Origin of the sequence: Streptomyces sp. BHT-5-2, from assembly GCF_019774615.1 — a bacterium.
Classification (GTDB): Bacteria; Actinomycetota; Actinomycetes; order Streptomycetales; family Streptomycetaceae; genus Streptomyces.
Genome location: NZ_CP081496.1, coordinates 2,094,832 through 2,111,214, shown reverse-complemented (window position 1 = coordinate 2,111,214; position 16,383 = coordinate 2,094,832). Strand labels below are relative to the sequence as shown.

Annotated in this window: 18 protein-coding genes and 1 tRNA gene; 14 read left to right on the top strand and 5 right to left on the bottom strand. The window is 72.7% G+C overall.

Going from position 1 to position 16,383, the window contains the following annotated elements:
• Positions 1-109 precede the first annotated feature (109 nt).
• Positions 110-718, top strand: coding sequence for a flavin reductase family protein (locus K2224_RS09415; RefSeq protein ID WP_260692429.1), 609 nt, complete (start codon positions 110-112; stop codon positions 716-718).
• An 84-nt stretch (positions 719-802) separates the two neighbouring features.
• Here K2224_RS09415 and arfB read toward each other — a convergent pair whose 3' ends face one another.
• The gene (gene arfB / locus K2224_RS09410; protein WP_221906129.1) at positions 803-1,231 is read right to left on the bottom strand and encodes an alternative ribosome rescue aminoacyl-tRNA hydrolase ArfB; all 429 of its coding nucleotides are present in this window, start codon (positions 1,229-1,231) and stop codon (positions 803-805) included.
• A gap of 179 nt (positions 1,232-1,410) precedes the next feature.
• Here arfB and K2224_RS40350 point away from each other — a divergent pair, with 179 nt between their 5' ends.
• Positions 1,411-1,539, top strand: coding sequence for a hypothetical protein (locus K2224_RS40350; RefSeq protein ID WP_260692428.1), 129 nt, complete (start codon positions 1,411-1,413; stop codon positions 1,537-1,539).
• On the top strand, positions 1,530-2,105 hold the full coding sequence (locus K2224_RS09405; protein ID WP_221906128.1) for a TerD family protein: 576 nt from the start codon (positions 1,530-1,532) through the stop codon (positions 2,103-2,105). The genes K2224_RS40350 and K2224_RS09405 overlap by 10 nt, the downstream gene beginning before the upstream one ends.
• A gap of 195 nt (positions 2,106-2,300) precedes the next feature.
• On the opposite strand, the gene K2224_RS09400 is transcribed toward K2224_RS09405, so the two are convergent.
• A complete protein-coding gene (locus K2224_RS09400; protein WP_221906127.1) occupies positions 2,301-2,687 on the bottom strand; it encodes a helix-turn-helix domain-containing protein in 387 nt (128 codons plus the stop codon).
• A gap of 146 nt (positions 2,688-2,833) precedes the next feature.
• Between K2224_RS09400 and map the strand changes: the two genes are divergently transcribed.
• Both map and K2224_RS09390 read left to right on the top strand, forming a co-directional pair.
• Entirely contained in the window at positions 2,834-3,601 is a 768-nt protein-coding gene (map, locus tag K2224_RS09395; RefSeq protein WP_221906126.1) for a type I methionyl aminopeptidase, read from the top strand.
• A 147-nt stretch (positions 3,602-3,748) separates the two neighbouring features.
• Positions 3,749-4,246, top strand: coding sequence for a hypothetical protein (locus K2224_RS09390; protein WP_221906125.1), 498 nt, complete (start codon positions 3,749-3,751; stop codon positions 4,244-4,246).
• Between the two features lie 133 nt (positions 4,247-4,379).
• Here the strand turns inward: K2224_RS09390 and K2224_RS09385 are convergent, their stop codons facing one another.
• Positions 4,380-5,024, bottom strand: coding sequence for a pentapeptide repeat-containing protein (locus K2224_RS09385; RefSeq protein ID WP_221909534.1), 645 nt, complete (start codon positions 5,022-5,024; stop codon positions 4,380-4,382).
• A gap of 380 nt (positions 5,025-5,404) precedes the next feature.
• Between K2224_RS09385 and K2224_RS09380 the strand changes: the two genes are divergently transcribed.
• Both K2224_RS09380 and K2224_RS09375 read left to right on the top strand, forming a co-directional pair.
• Entirely contained in the window at positions 5,405-6,622 is a 1,218-nt protein-coding gene (locus K2224_RS09380; protein WP_221906124.1) for an NAD(P)-binding protein, read from the top strand.
• Between the two features lie 148 nt (positions 6,623-6,770).
• The gene (locus tag K2224_RS09375; RefSeq protein WP_221906123.1) at positions 6,771-7,769 is read left to right on the top strand and encodes a zinc-binding dehydrogenase; all 999 of its coding nucleotides are present in this window, start codon (positions 6,771-6,773) and stop codon (positions 7,767-7,769) included.
• 59 nt (positions 7,770-7,828) lie between these two features.
• On the opposite strand, the gene K2224_RS09370 is transcribed toward K2224_RS09375, so the two are convergent.
• Entirely contained in the window at positions 7,829-8,932 is a 1,104-nt protein-coding gene (locus K2224_RS09370; protein ID WP_221909533.1) for an aminopeptidase P family protein, read from the bottom strand.
• A gap of 312 nt (positions 8,933-9,244) precedes the next feature.
• On the opposite strand from K2224_RS09370, the gene K2224_RS09365 reads away from it, so the two are divergent.
• The 4 genes from K2224_RS09365 to K2224_RS09350 all read left to right on the top strand — a co-directional run bounded on the left by K2224_RS09365 (position 9,245) and on the right by K2224_RS09350 (position 13,037).
• Complete coding sequence (locus K2224_RS09365; RefSeq protein ID WP_221906122.1) at positions 9,245-9,766, top strand: hypothetical protein; 522 nt, start codon at positions 9,245-9,247, stop codon at positions 9,764-9,766.
• Between the two features lie 138 nt (positions 9,767-9,904).
• Entirely contained in the window at positions 9,905-10,753 is an 849-nt protein-coding gene (locus K2224_RS09360; RefSeq protein WP_221906121.1) for a DUF4097 family beta strand repeat-containing protein, read from the top strand.
• A 458-nt stretch (positions 10,754-11,211) separates the two neighbouring features.
• Positions 11,212-12,213 carry an ATP-binding cassette domain-containing protein gene (locus tag K2224_RS09355; protein ID WP_221906120.1) on the top strand — a complete coding sequence of 334 codons (1,002 nt, stop codon included), beginning with the start codon at positions 11,212-11,214 and terminating at the stop codon, positions 12,211-12,213.
• Positions 12,210-13,037, top strand: a complete 828-nt coding sequence (locus K2224_RS09350) for an ABC transporter permease (protein ID WP_221906119.1) — start codon at positions 12,210-12,212, stop codon at positions 13,035-13,037. Before K2224_RS09355 ends, K2224_RS09350 begins: the two co-directional genes overlap by 4 nt.
• A gap of 100 nt (positions 13,038-13,137) precedes the next feature.
• Here the strand turns inward: K2224_RS09350 and K2224_RS09345 are convergent.
• Positions 13,138-13,211 (bottom strand) — tRNA-Thr (locus K2224_RS09345).
• A 263-nt stretch (positions 13,212-13,474) separates the two neighbouring features.
• Between K2224_RS09345 and K2224_RS09340 the strand changes: the two genes are divergently transcribed.
• From K2224_RS09340 to K2224_RS09330, 3 genes are all read left to right on the top strand, one after another.
• Entirely contained in the window at positions 13,475-14,605 is a 1,131-nt protein-coding gene (locus K2224_RS09340) for an ABC transporter ATP-binding protein (RefSeq protein ID WP_221906118.1), read from the top strand.
• A gap of 417 nt (positions 14,606-15,022) precedes the next feature.
• On the top strand, positions 15,023-15,439 hold the full coding sequence (locus K2224_RS09335; protein WP_221906117.1) for a hypothetical protein: 417 nt from the start codon (positions 15,023-15,025) through the stop codon (positions 15,437-15,439).
• A 29-nt stretch (positions 15,440-15,468) separates the two neighbouring features.
• Positions 15,469-16,197, top strand: coding sequence for a nucleotidyltransferase family protein (locus K2224_RS09330; RefSeq protein ID WP_221906116.1), 729 nt, complete (start codon positions 15,469-15,471; stop codon positions 16,195-16,197).
• Positions 16,198-16,383: the final 186 nt, after the last annotated feature.

Below are 16,383 nucleotides of genomic sequence, written 5' to 3'. Positions count from 1 at the left end.
GGTTCCCCACCCCGGGGGCGGCGGCCGGCACCTCCGCCCCGGGACCTAGGACGCGGGTGGTCCCGGGGCCCGATGCGCACCACACCCGGGCGACGTTAGCGTGCATGGCGTGTTCACGAAGACTCCTGCCGTCACCCCGGCCACCGGCCCCGCCGCCACGGCCACCGTCGCCCTCGCCTCCCCGCCGGGCGACGGGCCGATCGCGCATGCTGTGGGGGTGAGTGACGACGAGTTCCGCGCCGCCCTGTCCCGCCTCGCCGCCGGCGTGGTGCTGATCACCGCCCACGATCCGGACGCCGGAGCGCGCGGCGAGGACGTCGGCATGACCGCGACGGCGTTCCTTTCGGTGTCCCTCGATCCGCCGCTGGTGATGGTGAGCGTTCGCAACGACTCACGGATGGACGACCTGCTGGCGCAGCAGCCGCTGTGGGCGGTTTCGGTGCTGTCGGGCCACCAACGGCACGTAGCGGGACGATTCGCGATGAAGGGCCGGATCAGCGACCGGCTGCTCTTCCAGGACATTCCTTGCGAACGGGGCGAAGCCTCCGGTGCGCCGCTCATCGGGGGCGCACTGGCGACGCTGGAGTGCCGGACCGAGCAGCGGGTGGCGGCCGGCGACCACACCCTCGTCATCGGCCGCGTCCTGGCGACGACCACGTCCGAGGTGGACGACGGGCCGCTGACGTACTTCCGGGGGAAGTACCGACAGCTGGGGTGAACGGGGCCGGCGCCAGGGAGCCGGGGGCCTGAGGGTCTGAGGGCCTGAGGCGAAGCGGCGCGGGACCCGGCGCCGGTGCGGGCCTCAGCCCCAATCGCGGCCGGAGCGGCCCCGCTTGGTGTCGCCGCGCTGCTTCTTCTCGCGCAGCCGGCGCTCGTTGATCCCCCGCGGAATGCGGGTCTTGCGCCGGGGCTTGGCCGGCGGGGCGGTGGCCTCGGCGAGCAGCGCGGCGAGCCGGACGGCCGCGGTCTCGCGGTTGCGCCACTGGGAGCGGTGGTCGGAGGCCCGCACCGTGAGCACGCCGTCGACCAGCCGGTCCGCCAGCCGCTCCAGCGCCCGCTCCTGCCACACCGGGGGCAGCGCCGTCGTCCGCGCCAGGTCGAAGCGCAACTCGACGCGGCTGTCGCTGGTGTTGACGTGCTGGCCGCCCGGGCCGGAGGAGCGCGAGAACCGCCAGACCAGCTCGGCCTCCGGGAGGACGACCGAACCTCGGATGACATGGGGCCCGGACATGCCCCCATGATCCCGCGCCGGCGGCCGCCCGTCACCTCGGTTTTCCCGGCCGGAGCGGGCCGCGGCCCTCGGGAGCGGGCATGGCGCGCCAACAGAATCGGGCGTGGCGCGCCATCAGAATCGGGCAAAGAAAGTAAAGCGGGCTGGAACCACCCGGTCGTCCCGGGGCGTTGAGATGGGTGACGGCGGCTCCGCTCCGGGCGGACCGCCGCGGCATCACCGACACCACCGACATCGGTGGCGTCAGCGGCACCACCGGCCCCAGGTCGGCGCGACTCGACGAGGAAAGGGACTTCCCATGGCTGTAAGCCTGTCCAAGGGCGGCAACGTCTCGCTCACCAAGGAGGCACCGGGCCTGACCGCCGTCACGGTCGGCCTCGGCTGGGACGTCCGCACGACCACGGGCACGGACTTCGACCTCGACGCCAGCGCCATCGCGGTCAACGCGACCGGCAAGGTCCACTCCGACCAGCACTTCGTCTTCTTCAACAACAAGTCGACGCCGGACCAGTCCATCGTCCACGCCGGCGACAACACCACCGGCCAGGGCGACGGCGACGACGAGAGCATCAACGTCAACCTCGGCGCGCTGCCGCCCGAGATCGACAAGATCGTCTTCCCGGTCTCCATCTACGACGCCGAGAACCGCGGCCAGAACTTCGGCCAGGTGCGGAACGCCTTCATCCGCATCGTCAACCAGGCCGGCGGCGCCGAGATCGCGCGCTACGACCTCAGCGAGGACGCCGCCACCGAGACCGCCATGGTCTTCGGCGAGCTGTACCGCAATGGCACGGAGTGGAAGTTCCGCGCCGTGGGCCAGGGTTACGCCTCCGGCCTGCGGGGCATCGCGCAGGACTTCGGCGTCAGCGTCTGAGACACGACGCGCGCCGCCGTGGGGCGGCGCCACCATCACCACGGCCGGGCACGCCCGGCAACGAGAGCCGGTCTCCGGGAGGGGGCCGGCTCTTGGCGTGTTCGGGGGAGTGGGTGGGTGTGGGGGGGTGTGGGCGGGGGTGGCGGCCGGCGGTCGATGAGCTTGCGGCCACCGGCCCGGTCGGCTCCGGCCGCCTCAGGCGGCTGCGCTGCTGCGCGAGGTGCGGGCCGCGCGCGGTGGGTGTTCGGTGCGTGGTGGGTGTTCGGTGCGTGGTGGATGTTCGGCGCGTGCCGGGTGGGCGGTGTGTGCGGCGCGCCGGGCGTCGTCCGGTGCCGCGTCCGGGGGCGTGGCCTGGATGACGACCTCTTCCAGCGACAGTCCGAGCGTCCCGGCGAGCGCGGCGACGGTGAAGAACGCCGGGGTCGGCGCCCGGCCGGTCTCGATCTTGCGCAACGTCTCCGCGGACAGTCCGGCCGCCGCGGCGACCTCGACCATACTCCGCGCGCCGCGCGCCGCGCGCAGCAACGCACCCAGCCGCTCGCCGCGTTCGCGTTCCCAGGGGGTCAGTGGAGTCCGCACCATGCCCGTGATACTAATACCGGTAAAGAAATACCGGTAAAGAAATACCGGTCCAAGGAAGCGGATACCGGCCCGCCTGGCCGCCCGGCGCACACTGCGGCGCACACCGGGCGGCGTGACGCGGAACGGAAAATGGGGAGGCGTATCCAATGGTGGAGATCAAGACCGACGCGGCGCTGGACGCGATGCGAGTGGCGGGCCGGGTGGTCGCGGACGCCCTGGCCGCGGCCCGCGCCGCGGCCGCCCCCGGGGTGCGGCTGACCGAGCTGGACGAGGCCGCGCGCACGGTGCTGGACGAGGCCGGTGCCACCTCGCCGTTCCTCGGCTACCGCCCGTCCTTCGCCCCCACCCCCTTCCCCGCGGTGCTCTGCGCCTCCGTCAACGACGCGATCGTGCACGGCATCCCGAACGGCTACCGACTGCGCGACGGCGACCTGGTGAGCATCGACTGCGGCGCGGTCGTCGACGGCTGGGCCGGGGACGCGGCCACCAGCTTCAGCGTCGGCACCGAGCACCCCGGGGACCGCCGGCTGAAGGAGACCACCCTGCGGGCCCTGGAGGCGGGCATCGCGGCCGCCGTCGTCGGCGCCCGAATGGGCGACGTCTCGCACGCCATCGGCAGCATCGGCCGCGCGGCCGGCTACGGCATCCCCGAGGACTTCGGCGGCCACGGCATCGGCCGGGCGATGCACGAGGACCCGCCGGTCCCCAACGAGGGCCGGCCGGGCCGCGGTTACCCACTCCGCCACGGCCTGGTCATAGCCATCGAGCCGATGTTCCTGGCCGGCGGCGACGACCACTACACCGCGGACGCCGACGGCTGGACCCTGCGCACCATCGACGGCAGCCGCGCGGCCCACTTCGAGCACACCGTCGCGGTGACGAACGACGGGCCGCGGGTGCTCACCCTGCCTTAGCGGGGCACGGTGGGGGCAGGGCACGGCAAACGCCGGGGCACGACCAGGGGCAGGGCACGACCAGGGGCAGGGCAAGGCGAGGGGCGGGGCGACGGGCCGCGAGCCCCGCCCGCCCCCGCATGCCGCCGCGCGTGGCACCATCAAGGCGTGATCGACCTCGGCTATTCCCTGTCCCGCCGCTTCCCGGACCCTCCGCAGACGGACTACCGGACCGCGGACGCGCACGCCCTGCGCCACGACCTCTTCTGCGGCGACGTCTACATCGCGGACACCGAGACCGATCGCGAGCTTTCCACAGCCTGGGGATGGGTACCGGTGCTCGACTTCGCCTGGGCGCTGTGCGACATCGTCGAGCGGCTCGACACCGACCCCCGCGGCAGCCGCTCCGCCCGTCCGATCCATGCCGAGCTGGACTTCACCGAGTCCACCGACCGGATGCTCTTCGAGCGGCGCTTCGGCTGGGTCGACGTCGCCGCCGACTGGATGCCGGCCGAGGACGCCCCCCTCACCTTCAATCACGCCGCGCTGCGCCGTGAGGCCCGCGACTTCCTGCACGACCTGGTCGCCGACCTCGCCGATATGCACGAGGGCCTCGCCGACAACCCCACCATCTGGGCACTCCAGGCCCGCTTCCCCCGTATCTGAGCCATCCCCATCCCCATCCCCATCCCCATCCCCATCCCCATCCCCTTCTCCTCCCCCTCCTGCTTCTGCTCCTCCTCGTCCCCCTTCTCCTCGTTCCCCTTCTCCCCTTTCGCCTTCCGCTCGGTCGTCCGCGTCACTCCACCCGCACGCCCACCTGGGCAGCGAACGCCGGTGCCAGATCCATGAGTTGGGCCATGCTGATCACGGCGCCGCCCAGGGAATCGATGCCCCGGGCGATCTGCAGCGCGGCGACCCCGCGCAGATCGACGTCCTTCATCCGCGCCGCCGAGAAGTCCACCCGGGCCAGGGTGCAGTCCTCGAACGACACCCGCTCCAGCTGCGCGCCCCCGAAATCCGCCTCGACCAGCACGCATCCCTCGAAGGCGACGTCCCGCAGCCTGGCCTTGCGCAGATTGGCGAAGTCGATCTTCCCGCCGCGCACCACCACCCGCTCCAGCACCGCACCGTGGAGCTGTATCCCACCCAGTCGGGCGTCCACCACCTCCACATCGCGCAACGACGCCTGCGACAGATCCGTCCCCACCCCGCGCACCCCGGTCAGCACGCTGTCGATGATCCGCGCCCGGCTCAGCACCGTCTCGTCCAGCGCGCACCGCCGCACCGCACAGTCCATGAACTGGGCGCCGCGCGCCGACTGCCCGGCCCAGTCCGCGTCGGTGAACTCCAGGCCGTCGTAGTCCCCTTCGGGCACCAGCTCCCCGCCGTCGTACGTCCGCAGCTCCGGCAGCCGCACCTCCGGCCGCCGCACCGCCCGCACCGTCTCCTGCCCGCGCCCTGCCACGCGCACCGCCTCTCGTCCGTACCGGACCCCGGGCCCGGTCTGCTCCCTGCCGCCGCGGGCCGGCTCGGCCCGCACTCCGCATTCCGCATTCCGCATTCCGCATTCCGCATTCCGCGGACCGCTCCACGCCCACCACCCATCCTGAACCACCCCACTGACAATCCCCCTTGAAACCCCATCTGACCTGCGGAAACACCCCCTCCCGCGGCGCCATGTCACATCCCGGGCACCCCCATCCGTCCCATCGACGAGCGCCCGCCCCCACGGCCGCGCGCTCCGGACCGCCGAACACGACCCCGAACCGTCGAAGACGACCTGAACCACCGAACACGACCCGAACCACCGAAGGAGCCGCCATGACCCGCCGCCCGCTCACCGTCGTCGGAGGCGGTTTCGCCGGCCTGACCGCGGCCATCTCCGCCGCCGAGGCCGGTGCCGCCGTCACCCTCCACGAGGCCCACCGCACGCTCGGCGGCCGCGCCCGCACCGCCGACGGCCCCTACCTCACCAACGAAGGCCCGCACGCCCTCTACAACCGCGGCCCGCACTGGCCCTGGCTCCGGCAGCGCGGCCTGCTCGAACCGCTCGCCCCACTGCCCCTCCGGGACGCCGCCCGGCTGCGCTTCTTCCACCGCGGCACCCTGCACCGGCAGCCCGGGCTCGGCATCCTGAAGCTGCGCGCCCACCGCGACGCACCTGTCGACCAGGACTTCCTCACCTGGGCACGCACCCACGCCGGTGAGGCCACCGTCCGCGCCGCGGCCCACTTCGTCGGCGTCGCCACCTTCCACCACGACCCCGGCAGCCTCTCCGCCGCCTTCGTCCAGGAACGGCTGCGCCGCACCACCGCCCTGCCGCCGGAGGCCCGCTACCTCGCCGGCGGCTGGGGCAAGCTCATCGAGCGGATGGCGCAACACGCCCGTGACCTGGGCGTACGCATCGAGACCGGGGCCCGCGTCGACGCCCTCCCGGAGGACCGCCCGGTCGTCGTCGCCACCCATCTGGACTCCGCCCGGGCCCTCCTCGGAGACGACCGGCTCCGCTGGACCGGCGCCCGCACGGTGCTGCTCGACCTCGCCGTACGGACCCGGCGCGGCGACCCGTTCGCGCTCTCCGGGCTGGACTTCCCCGGTTGGATCGAGCGGTTCACCGGCCCCGACCCGGGCCTGGCCCCGCGCGGCGAACAGCTCCTCCAGGGCCAGGTCGGCATCGGCCCGGACGAGACCCGCGACGACGGCGTGGCCCGCGCCGAACGCCTGCTGGACGCCGGTTTCCGCGACTGGCGCGAGCGCACCACCTGGCGCCGCACCTCGCTCTCCAACGGCCGCTCGGGAGCGGTGGACCTGCCGGGCACGTGCTGGCGCGACCGCCCGGCGATCGACCGCGGCGACGGCGTCTACCTGGCGGGCGACCAGGTCGCGGCCCCGGGGGTGCTGTGCGAGGTGTCCTTCACCAGCGCCCTGGAGGCGGTCTCGCTCGCCCTGGGCACCGGCCGCCACCCCTGCACGGCCCCGCACCGCACGACGACCACCGGGACCACCGGCACCGCCGGCACCACCGCCCGAGTCCGCTGACCCGACAACGCACCCGCACCACCACCCAGTTGACCTCAATCCAACTTGAGGTACGAGAGTGGCGGCAGTTGACCCATCCCACCGACGGGGCGGTCGCCCTCCATTGGCGACCGCCCCGCCGGGCCTCCTCAGAGGAGACGGCTCCGCCATGCGCGCAATACGGCTGCACACCTTCGGTCCCGCGGAAAACCTCGTCTGCGAAACCCTCGACGACCCGACACCGGGACCGGGCGAGGTCCGTATCGCCGTGGCCGCGGCGGGCGTCCACCTCCTGGACACCGCCCTCCGCGCGGGCCTGGAGGGCGGCCCCGCACCACTGCCCGAACTCCCGACCGTGCCGGGCCGCGAGGTCGCCGGCACCGTCGACGCCGTCGGCGAGGGCACCGACCCCGCCTGGCTGGGCCGCCCGGTCGTCGCCCATCTCGGCATGGTCCCGGGCGGCTACGCCGAACTGGCCGTCACCACCGTCGACCGGCTGCACACCCTCCCCGACGGGCTGGACGCGGCCCAGGCCGTCGCCATGATCGGCACCGGCCGCACCACCCTGGGCGTCCTGCGCTGCGCGGCCCTCAGCGCCGACGACACCGCGATCGTCCCGGCGGCCGCCGGCGGCATCGGCTCACTCCTCGTCCAGCACGCCAAGAACACCGGCGCCACGGTCCTCGGCCTGGCCGGCGGCCCCGCCAAGGTGGCCCACGTCCGCGACCTGGGAGCCGACCTCGCCCTCGACTACACCGACCACAACTGGCCGGTCCTCGCCCGCCGTTTCCTCGACGAGCGCGGCGTCCCCGGCGCCACCCTCGTCTTCGACTCGGTGGGCGGCGCCCCGGGCCGGGCCGCCGTGGACCTCCTCGCCCGCGGCGGCCGCCACCTGGTCTTCGGCTGGTCCTCCGGCGGCCCGCTGGAGTTCACCGACGCCGAACTCGCCGAACGCGGCATCACCTCCGAGTCCGTCCTCGGCGCCCCCATGCTGGCCCGGGTCGGCGGCACCAACCCCCTCCGCACCCTGGAGACCGCCGCCCTCGCCGAAGCCGCCGCCGGCCGCCTCGTCCCCACCGTCCAACGCTTCCCCCTCGCCGAGGCCGCCGCCGCCCACCGCGCGCTGGAGTCCCGCGGCACGATGGGGAAGGTGGTGCTGGTGCCGTAGAAGCAGGGGCGGGGTGGCGGCTCGGACCACGGAGACCGGAAGCGACGAACGCGCACCCCCTACCCCACCACCGCCAACTCCCGCCCCGTCACGTTCAGCCGCCGCCCGCCGTCCTCCGTGCACACGACGATGTCCTCGATCCGCACCCCGAACCGCCCCGGCAGATAGATCCCCGGCTCGATCGAGAAGCACATCCCCGGCACCAGCGGCAGATGCTCGCCCTCCACCATGTAGGGCGGCTCGTGCGTGGTGACCCCGATGCCGTGCCCGGTCCGGTGGATGAAGTACTCGCCGTAGCCCGCCGACTTGATCACCTGCCGCGCCACCCGGTCGATCTCCTGGCACGCGACACCGGGCCGCACCGCCTCGAACGCCGCCTGCTGCGCCTCCCGCACGATCTCGTGCACCGTCCGCTCCTCGGCGCCCGGCTGCCCGACGTGCACGGTCCGCGTGGTGTCGGACCCGTACCCGTCCTTCAGCCCGCCGAAGTCGAGTACGACCATGTCGCCGTCCTCGATGACCCGCTCCCCCGCCTCATGGTGCGGATCGGCCCCGTTGGGCCCCGACCCGACGACCGTGAAGTCCACCTGGCTGTGCCCGTGTTCGATCAACAGCCGCGCCAGGTCCGCCGCCACGTCGCACTCCCGCCGCCCGGCGAACCGCACCCCCAGGACGTCCTGGTACGTCGCGTCCGCGGCCGCCCCCGCCGCCGCCAGCCGCTCCACCTCGTATGCGTCCTTGACCGCGCGCAGCATCGGCAGTGCCTCCGTCAGCGCCGCGTACCCGGCCCCCGGGAGCGACCGCTGCAACCCGAGCAGATGCAGCGCCCACATCCCGTCCGCCACCCCGTAACGCCCCTGTGGCACCAGCCACTTGCCCAGCTCGGCGTAGGGATCCGACCCATCGGTCCAGCCCGCCACCTCCAGCGCCCCGGCCCCGGCGGCCCGCTCCGCGTCCGGTCGCTCCAGTACGGGCACCAGCAGCCGGCCCGCCCGGCCCGGCTCGATCACCAGCGCCGTCAGCCGCTCGGTGACGGCCGTCGGCCGGTACCCGCACAGCCACACCAGATCCGGCCCCGGCGTGACGATCAACCCGGCCAGCCCGGCCGCCGCGGCGGCATGCCCGGCCCGTGCCATCCGCTCCTCGTACGCCTCGCACGTCATCGAAGTCACCATGCCGCGAATCTACGCCGCGCCACGCCCCGCACACCGGTCCCCGCACACACTGCCCAGGCTTGGCGCACCGCCTGGCGCCACTTGGCGCCACTCGACACCACCCGGCGCCAGCCTGGCGTCAGCCAGCGCCACGGGGCGCCATTCCACGCCCCAAAGAGCACACAAACGCCCGCCGCACCACCACGACCCAGCCAGCAGAGAACTCGTTTCCGCAGCTCAGAGGCACATTCACGGGAACCCGCTCCCATAGGGCGCCACCCACACTTGCGTATGGCGCCATAGTGATGCCATGATGACGTCATGGACCTCACGCCGTATGTCGACACTCTCCGCCGTGAACTCGCGGTGGCCGCCGAGGCCGGCGGGGACGATGCCCGCGAGTTGGCCGAGCGACTCACCGCCCCACTGGAGTCGGCGACCCGTCTGGCCATGCTCAATGTGCTCTCCGCGGCGATGGACGAGATCACCCGTGAACTCGCCCCCGGCTCGGTCGACGTACGACTGCGCGGCCTGGACCCCGACTTCGTGGTGACCCCGCCCCCCTCCGACAGCCGCCCCACGGAAGCGGCCGCCGCGCCGGTCGAACCGCTCACCGCCCTGGTTCCGGCCGACGGGGAGGAGGGCGGCACCGCCCGGGTCAACCTGCGACTGCCGGCGCACCTCAAGTCGCGTGCCGAGGAGGCCGCGAGCCGCGAGGGCCTGTCGGTCAACGCCTGGCTGGTGCGGGCGGTCTCGGCCGCGGTCGGCGCCGGCGGCACGCAACCCCGCACCACCGAACGCACCCGCACCATCGGGCAAAGCTTCACCGGCTGGGTCCGCTGACACCGGCTGGCTCCGCCGACACCACCCGCACCCGCACACCCACCCCGGGCCCGCCCCGCGCGCCCGCCCGCACCGCCCCGCTACTTCATCACGTCCCTCCCCAGGGACGCTTCAAGGACTCATGAGGACGGTACCGCCATGCCTTCTTTCGACACTCCCGAGCCGATTTCGGTCACCGCCCACCTCACGGCCGGCTCCCTGCGCCTCACCGCCGGCGACCGCACCGACACCGTCGTCCAGACCCGGCCCCGCGACCCGAAGAAGGACGCCGACGTCCGGGCCGCCGAACAGACCGAGATCACCTACACCGGCGGCGTCCTCTCCCTCCGCACCCCCAAGCCCCGCTACCTGGTGGGCCGTACCGGCACCGTCGACATCACCGTCGAACTGCCCACCGACTCCCGCATCGAGATGACCGGCGACTGGGCCCAACTCCTGGGCGAGGGCCGCCTGGGCGAGGTCCGCGTCAAGAAGATCTCCTCCGGCGACGTCCGCCTGGACACCACAGGGCCGCTCCACCTCAACGTCACCCACGGCTCGATCACCGTCGACCGTGTCAACGGCCCGGCCGAGATCGCCACCAGCTCCGGCAGCCTGCGCGTCGGCATCATCGACGGCACCGCAACCCTGAAGAACTCCCACGGCTCCACCGTCCTCGGTGCCGCCCTGGGCGAGGTCCGCGTCAGCGCCGCCAACGGCGACGTCGACATCCAGCGCGCCGAGAGCTCCGTGACCGCCACCGCCGCCCACGGCACCCTGCGCGTGGCCGACGTCGCCCGTGGCACCACCCAGCTGGAAAACGCCTACGGCGCCATCGAAATCGGCATCCGCCAGGACACCGCCACCTGGCTCGACGTCAACTCCGAACGGGGCCAGGTCCGCAACATGCTCAACCCCACCGACACCCCCCACGCGACCGACGACACCCTCGAAGTCCGCGCCCGCAGCCGTTACGGCAACATCGACATCCGCCACGCCCGCCCCTGACCACCACGCCCACCACGCCCCATCCCCCGCCACGCACCAACGCGCCGATGCCGCCGGCCACTTAGACCCATCTGGCCACTTCGCCCCATCCGGCCGCCACGACCCGCCTGGTCACTTCAGCCGCTCCAGCCCCCCATGGGCAGGCGCCGCGCATGCCACTGTCATGCCCACGCCGAGTAGCGCGGTCGCACCGCGGTCCATAGCCACCCCCTTCCCCAACGCCCAGCGCCGCCGCCCCCATCAAGAACGGCACGGCCCCCAAGGGCGGGTGGACACCCCACGGCACCCAGGCGCCCCCGGCACGCCCGCCCCCCTGGCACCACACGGCACATGACAGCTGCCACATGACACCTGGCACATGGCACCCCGCAGCACCACACCTCCCTCCTCAACCGGCCTCCTCAACCGGCCTCCTCAACCGCCCTCCTCAACTCCCGCCCCAGAAAGGCCCACCCACCATGAACACCCCACCCCGGACATCCACCACCACACGAGCGGACGCGATCTCCGCGACCGGCCTGCGCAAGTCGTACGGCGACAAGGTGGTGCTCGACGGCATCGACCTGCGCATCCCCGAGGGCACGATCTTCGCCCTGCTCGGCCCCAACGGCGCCGGCAAGACCACCACCGTCGAGATCCTCTCCACACTGATCACCGCCGACGCGGGCCAGGCCCGGATCGCGGGCCACGACGTGACCTCCGATGCCGGCTCGGTACGCCGCCGGATCGGCGTGACCGGTCAGTTCGCCGCCGTGGACGGCCTGTTGACCGCCAAGGAGAATCTCCTCCTCATGGCCGACCTGCACCACCTGAGCAAGCGCGAGGGCCGCCGCCGCGCCGCCGAGCTGCTGGCGCGGTTCGAGCTGACCGAGGCGGCCCGCAAGAACGTCGCCACCTTCTCCGGCGGTATGCGCCGCAAGCTCGACCTCGCGATGACCCTGGTCGGCCGGCCCCGGATCATCTTCCTCGACGAGCCGACCACCGGCCTGGACCCGCGCAGCCGCCGCGTCATGTGGGAACTCATCCGGGACCTGGTGACCGATCAGGGCGTGACCATCTTCCTCACCACGCAGTACCTGGAGGAGGCCGACCAACTCGCCGACCGCATCGCCGTACTGGACCACGGCAAGCTGGTCGCCGAGGGCACCGCCCACGAACTGAAGCGCAGAATCCCCGGCGGCCACATCCGCCTCCGGTTCACCGACGAGGCCCACCTCGCCGCAGCAGCCGACCTCTTCGGCACCGCCACCCCCGACGCCGAGTCACTCACCCTCCGGATCCCCGGCGACGGCGCCCTTCCCCACCTCCGCGCCGTACTCGACGCCCTGGACAGCACCGGCATACGGGCCGAGTCGCTCACCGTGCACACCCCCGACCTCGACGACGTCTTCCTCACCCTCACCGGCCGACAGCACGCCGCCCCGGCCCACCCCAACACGCAGAAGGAGTCCGCCCGATGAGCACCGCCACTGCGGCCGCCGCCACCGCACCGGCCGCCCCCGCCCGCTCCTACGCCCTGCGCGACGCCATGACGATGCTGCGCCGCAATCTCAAGCACATGCGGCGCTACCCGTCGATGACGATCTCGATCGCCGTCATGCCGGTCCTGATGCTGCTGCTGTTCGTGTACGTCTTCGGCGGGGCCCTCGGCACCGGTATCGGGGCGGGCGCCGACCGCGGCGACTACATCAACTACGTGGTCCCCGGCATCATCCTGATGTCCGCCACCTCAGGGGCGGTCGCGACCGCGGTGTCCGTCTGCACCGACATGACGGAAGGCATCATCAACCGCTTCCGGACGATGTCGATCTCCCGCGGCTCCGTGCTCACCGGCCACGTCCTCGGCAGCGTCATCCAGGTCACGGCGGTCCTCGCCCTGGTCACGGGCGTCTCCCTCGCGATCGGCTTCCGGCCCGACGCCTCCCCGGTCGAGTGGCTCGCCGCGTTCGGCCTGCTGGCCTTCCTGGCGTTCGGCCTGGCCTGGCTCTCCGCCGCGATGGGCATGGGCGCCAAGACCGTCGAGTCCGCGTCCAACGCCCCGCTCCCGCTGACCTTCCTGCCCTTCCTCGGCAGCGCGGTCGTCCCCCCGGACTCCATGCCGACCGGCCTGCGCTGGTTCGCCGAGTACCAGCCCTTCACCCCGATCAACGAGACCCTGCGCGGCCTGCTCCTCGGCACCCCGATCGGCAACAACGGCTGGCTCGCCCTCGCCTGGTGCACCGCCCTCACCCTGGCCGGCTACCTCTGGTCCCGCACCACCTTCAACCGCCAGCCCACCCGCTGACCCACCAGCCCCCCACACACAAACGGCCCCGGGCAGAAAGCCCGGGGCCGAACCAGACACCTCCCTGGGCCGAAACCCCAGGTCAGCGCGGTGTGCTCAGAGCCCCCTGTCGGATTCGAACCGACGACCTTCGCTTTACAAGAGCGGTGCTCTGACCAGCTGAGCTAAGGAGGCGTGCCGGAAGAAGTGTACCCAGGCGCACCCGGTGCCGGTTGCCTTATGCGGGACCGGACGGTCCAGGCCCGGGCGCGCCGGTCCGAACGACCGCATTTCGTGACCGTCGGCCTACTGACACCCGGCCCCGGCGCGGGTAGCGTCACCAGCGGTTTGCCGCTGTGGACTACACCACTTCGCGTGAGGGCGTCCCGGTGGCGGCCGCCCACTCCATTCCTTTACTCGGATCGTCCGGCACGTTCCTGCCGGTGAAGGGACACAACATGGCCACGGTCACGTACGACCAGGCGACCCGGATCTACCCGGGTGCCGACAAGCCCGCCGTCGACAAGCTCGACATCACCATCGAGGACGGCGAGTTCCTCGTTCTCGTCGGGCCCTCCGGATGCGGCAAGTCCACCTCGCTGCGGATGCTCGCGGGGCTGGAGGACGTCGACGGGGGCGCCATCCGCATCGGCGACCGGGACGTCACCCACCTGCCGCCCAAGGACCGGGACATCGCCATGGTGTTCCAGAACTACGCGCTCTACCCGCACATGACGGTCGCCGACAACATGGGCTTCGCGCTCAAGATCGCCGGTGTGCCGAAGGCCGAGATCCGGCAGAAGGTCGAGGACGCGGCGAAGATCCTGGACCTGACGGAGTACCTGGGGCGCAAGCCGAAGGCGCTGTCGGGCGGTCAGCGGCAGCGGGTGGCGATGGGGCGGGCGATCGTCCGGGAGCCCCAGGTGTTCCTGATGGACGAGCCGCTGTCCAACCTGGACGCGAAGCTGCGGGTACAGACCCGTACGCAGATCGCGGGCCTGCAGCGCCGCCTCGGGATCACGACGGTGTACGTCACGCACGACCAGGTCGAGGCGATGACGATGGGCGACCGGGTCGCGGTCCTCAAGGACGGGCTGCTCCAGCAGGTCGACTCGCCGCGGAACATGTACGACCGGCCGGCCAACCTCTTCGTCGCCGGCTTCATCGGCTCGCCCGCCATGAACCTTGTCGAGGTGCCGATCACCGACGGCGGCGTGAAGTTCGGCAACAGTGTCGTACCGGTCAGCCGGGAGGCGCTGGTCGGTGCCGAGAACGACACGACCGTGACGGTCGGCATCCGGCCCGAGCACTTCGACATCGTCGAGCAGAACGGGGCGGCCGCCGCATCGCTGTCCAAGGAGGCCGCGGACGCCCCGGCCGGCCTGGCGGTGACGGTCAACGTCGTCGAGGAACTGGGCGCCGACGGCTACGTCTACGGGACGGCCGAGGTCGGCGGGGCGGTCAAGGACCTGGTCGTACGGGTCAACGGCCGCCAGGTGCCGGCCAAGGGCGCCCAGCTGCACATCGTCCCGCAGCCGGGCGAGACGCACGTCTTCTCCACGTCCACGGGCAAGCGGCTGACCGACTGACCGACTGACGGAGCCGGCCGGGGCGGGCGGCCCCGCGGACGGCCCCGGCGGACGACGTGAGCCGTCCGCCGGGCCGGAAGTCGGCGCCGCCCCGCGGGGTTTACCCCGGCGGCCGTGTGGGGTACTGCGGGCCCCGCACCGCCGTCGGGCCGTCGGCGCATCCGCGCCGGTGCCGGCTCCGGAGCACGGGCGGCCCTCGGGAGCCCCGCTCCCGCGGGCCCGGGAGCGGGGCGAGGCCAGGGGTGACACCCCTCGCACCGCACCCCGCGGACGCCTCGTCGAGCCCGGCAAACCCCGCCCCGGAAACGGCTTTTCAGACCAGTGCGTCAACCCAACAACCGCACCGACTAGCCATTCCGTCCCCCGATAAGGTGACGAAATGTCGCCAAATCATCACTCGTCGCTACCATCTCGACCGTGAACTCCGCAGCCCGCCGTATCGGCCGATCTCTCGCCCTCGTCCTGCCCGTCGTCCTCGTGCTCTCCGGGACCCTCGCGGTCACCCGCGTCCCGTGGGCCTCGAAGACCACCGAGTCGCAGGTGCTCACCGCTTCCTCCGGCAAGGTCTCCACCAAGGCCGGCCCCCGTGCCGCCCAGGACGTCCTCCGGGACCGCCTCCTCGTGGAACTCCAGGAGAAGGACCCCGGCGTCGCCCTGACGCACCTTCAGGAGGCCACCACCGCCCGGCCGTCGCTGGCCAAACACTGTGCCTCCATCGCCCGCGCCCTCGGCCGCGCCGCGGTCGCCAAGTACGGTGCCGCACACCGCGCCCAGGAGTTCTCCCGCCCGGTCTGCGACACCTCCTTCGCCTCCGGTGTGGCCGCCGGCCAGTGACCGTTGCTCGCACCGCTTAGGGTGCGACCATGACCGGCGCCCCGCATCCCCACCCCACACAGGCCGTGGTCCTGGCCGGCGGCCAGGGCTCCCGTCTCCGCCCGTACACCGACGACCGCCCCAAGCCGATGGTCGAGATTCCCGGCACCGGAACCCCGATCATCGGCCATCAGCTGAACTGGCTCGCCGAAGAGGGCGTCACCGACGTCGTCATCTCCTGCGGGCACCTCGCCGAGGTCCTCCAGGACTGGCTGGACCGCGCCGAACTCCCCTTGCGCGTCACGACCGTTGTCGAGACCGAGCCACTGGGTCGCGGCGGCGGCCTGAAGCACGCCGCCGGCTCCCTGCCGCGCCCGGACGAACCCTGGTACGCCACCAACGGCGACATCTGGGCCCGCTTCCCGCTCCGCGAGATGGCCGCCTTCCACGAGGAGCGCGACGCCGTGGCCACACTGGCCCTGGCCCGTCCGCGCATCCCCTGGGGCGCCGTCGAAACCGACGCCTTCGGGCACGTCCTGGACTTCATCGAGGCCCCGCCCTCCCCGTATCTGATCAACGCCGGCGTCTACGTCTTCGCCCCGGCGTTCACCGCGCTGCTGCCCACCCGGGGCGATCACGAGCGCACCACCTTCCCGCGCCTCGCCCGGGAACGCCGGCTGGCCGGCTACCCGCTCCCCCAGGGGGCCTACTGGCGCGCCATCGACACCGCCAAGGACCTCTCCGAGGCCGCCAAGGAGCTGGCCGCACACGGCCGTTGAAGCCCGTTGGAGCCCATTGGAGCCCCGTTGGGAGCAAGCTCCGTCGAAAGGCCCCGGAGACGCCGCTCAGGCGCCGCTGAGGCGCCCTTGCAGCGGACGCCGCTCAGGACGCCGCTGAGAAGCCCTTGAAGCGCCGGTGACGGCCCGTACGTCCGCGGCCTTGCCGCCGGGGCGGACACCCCCACC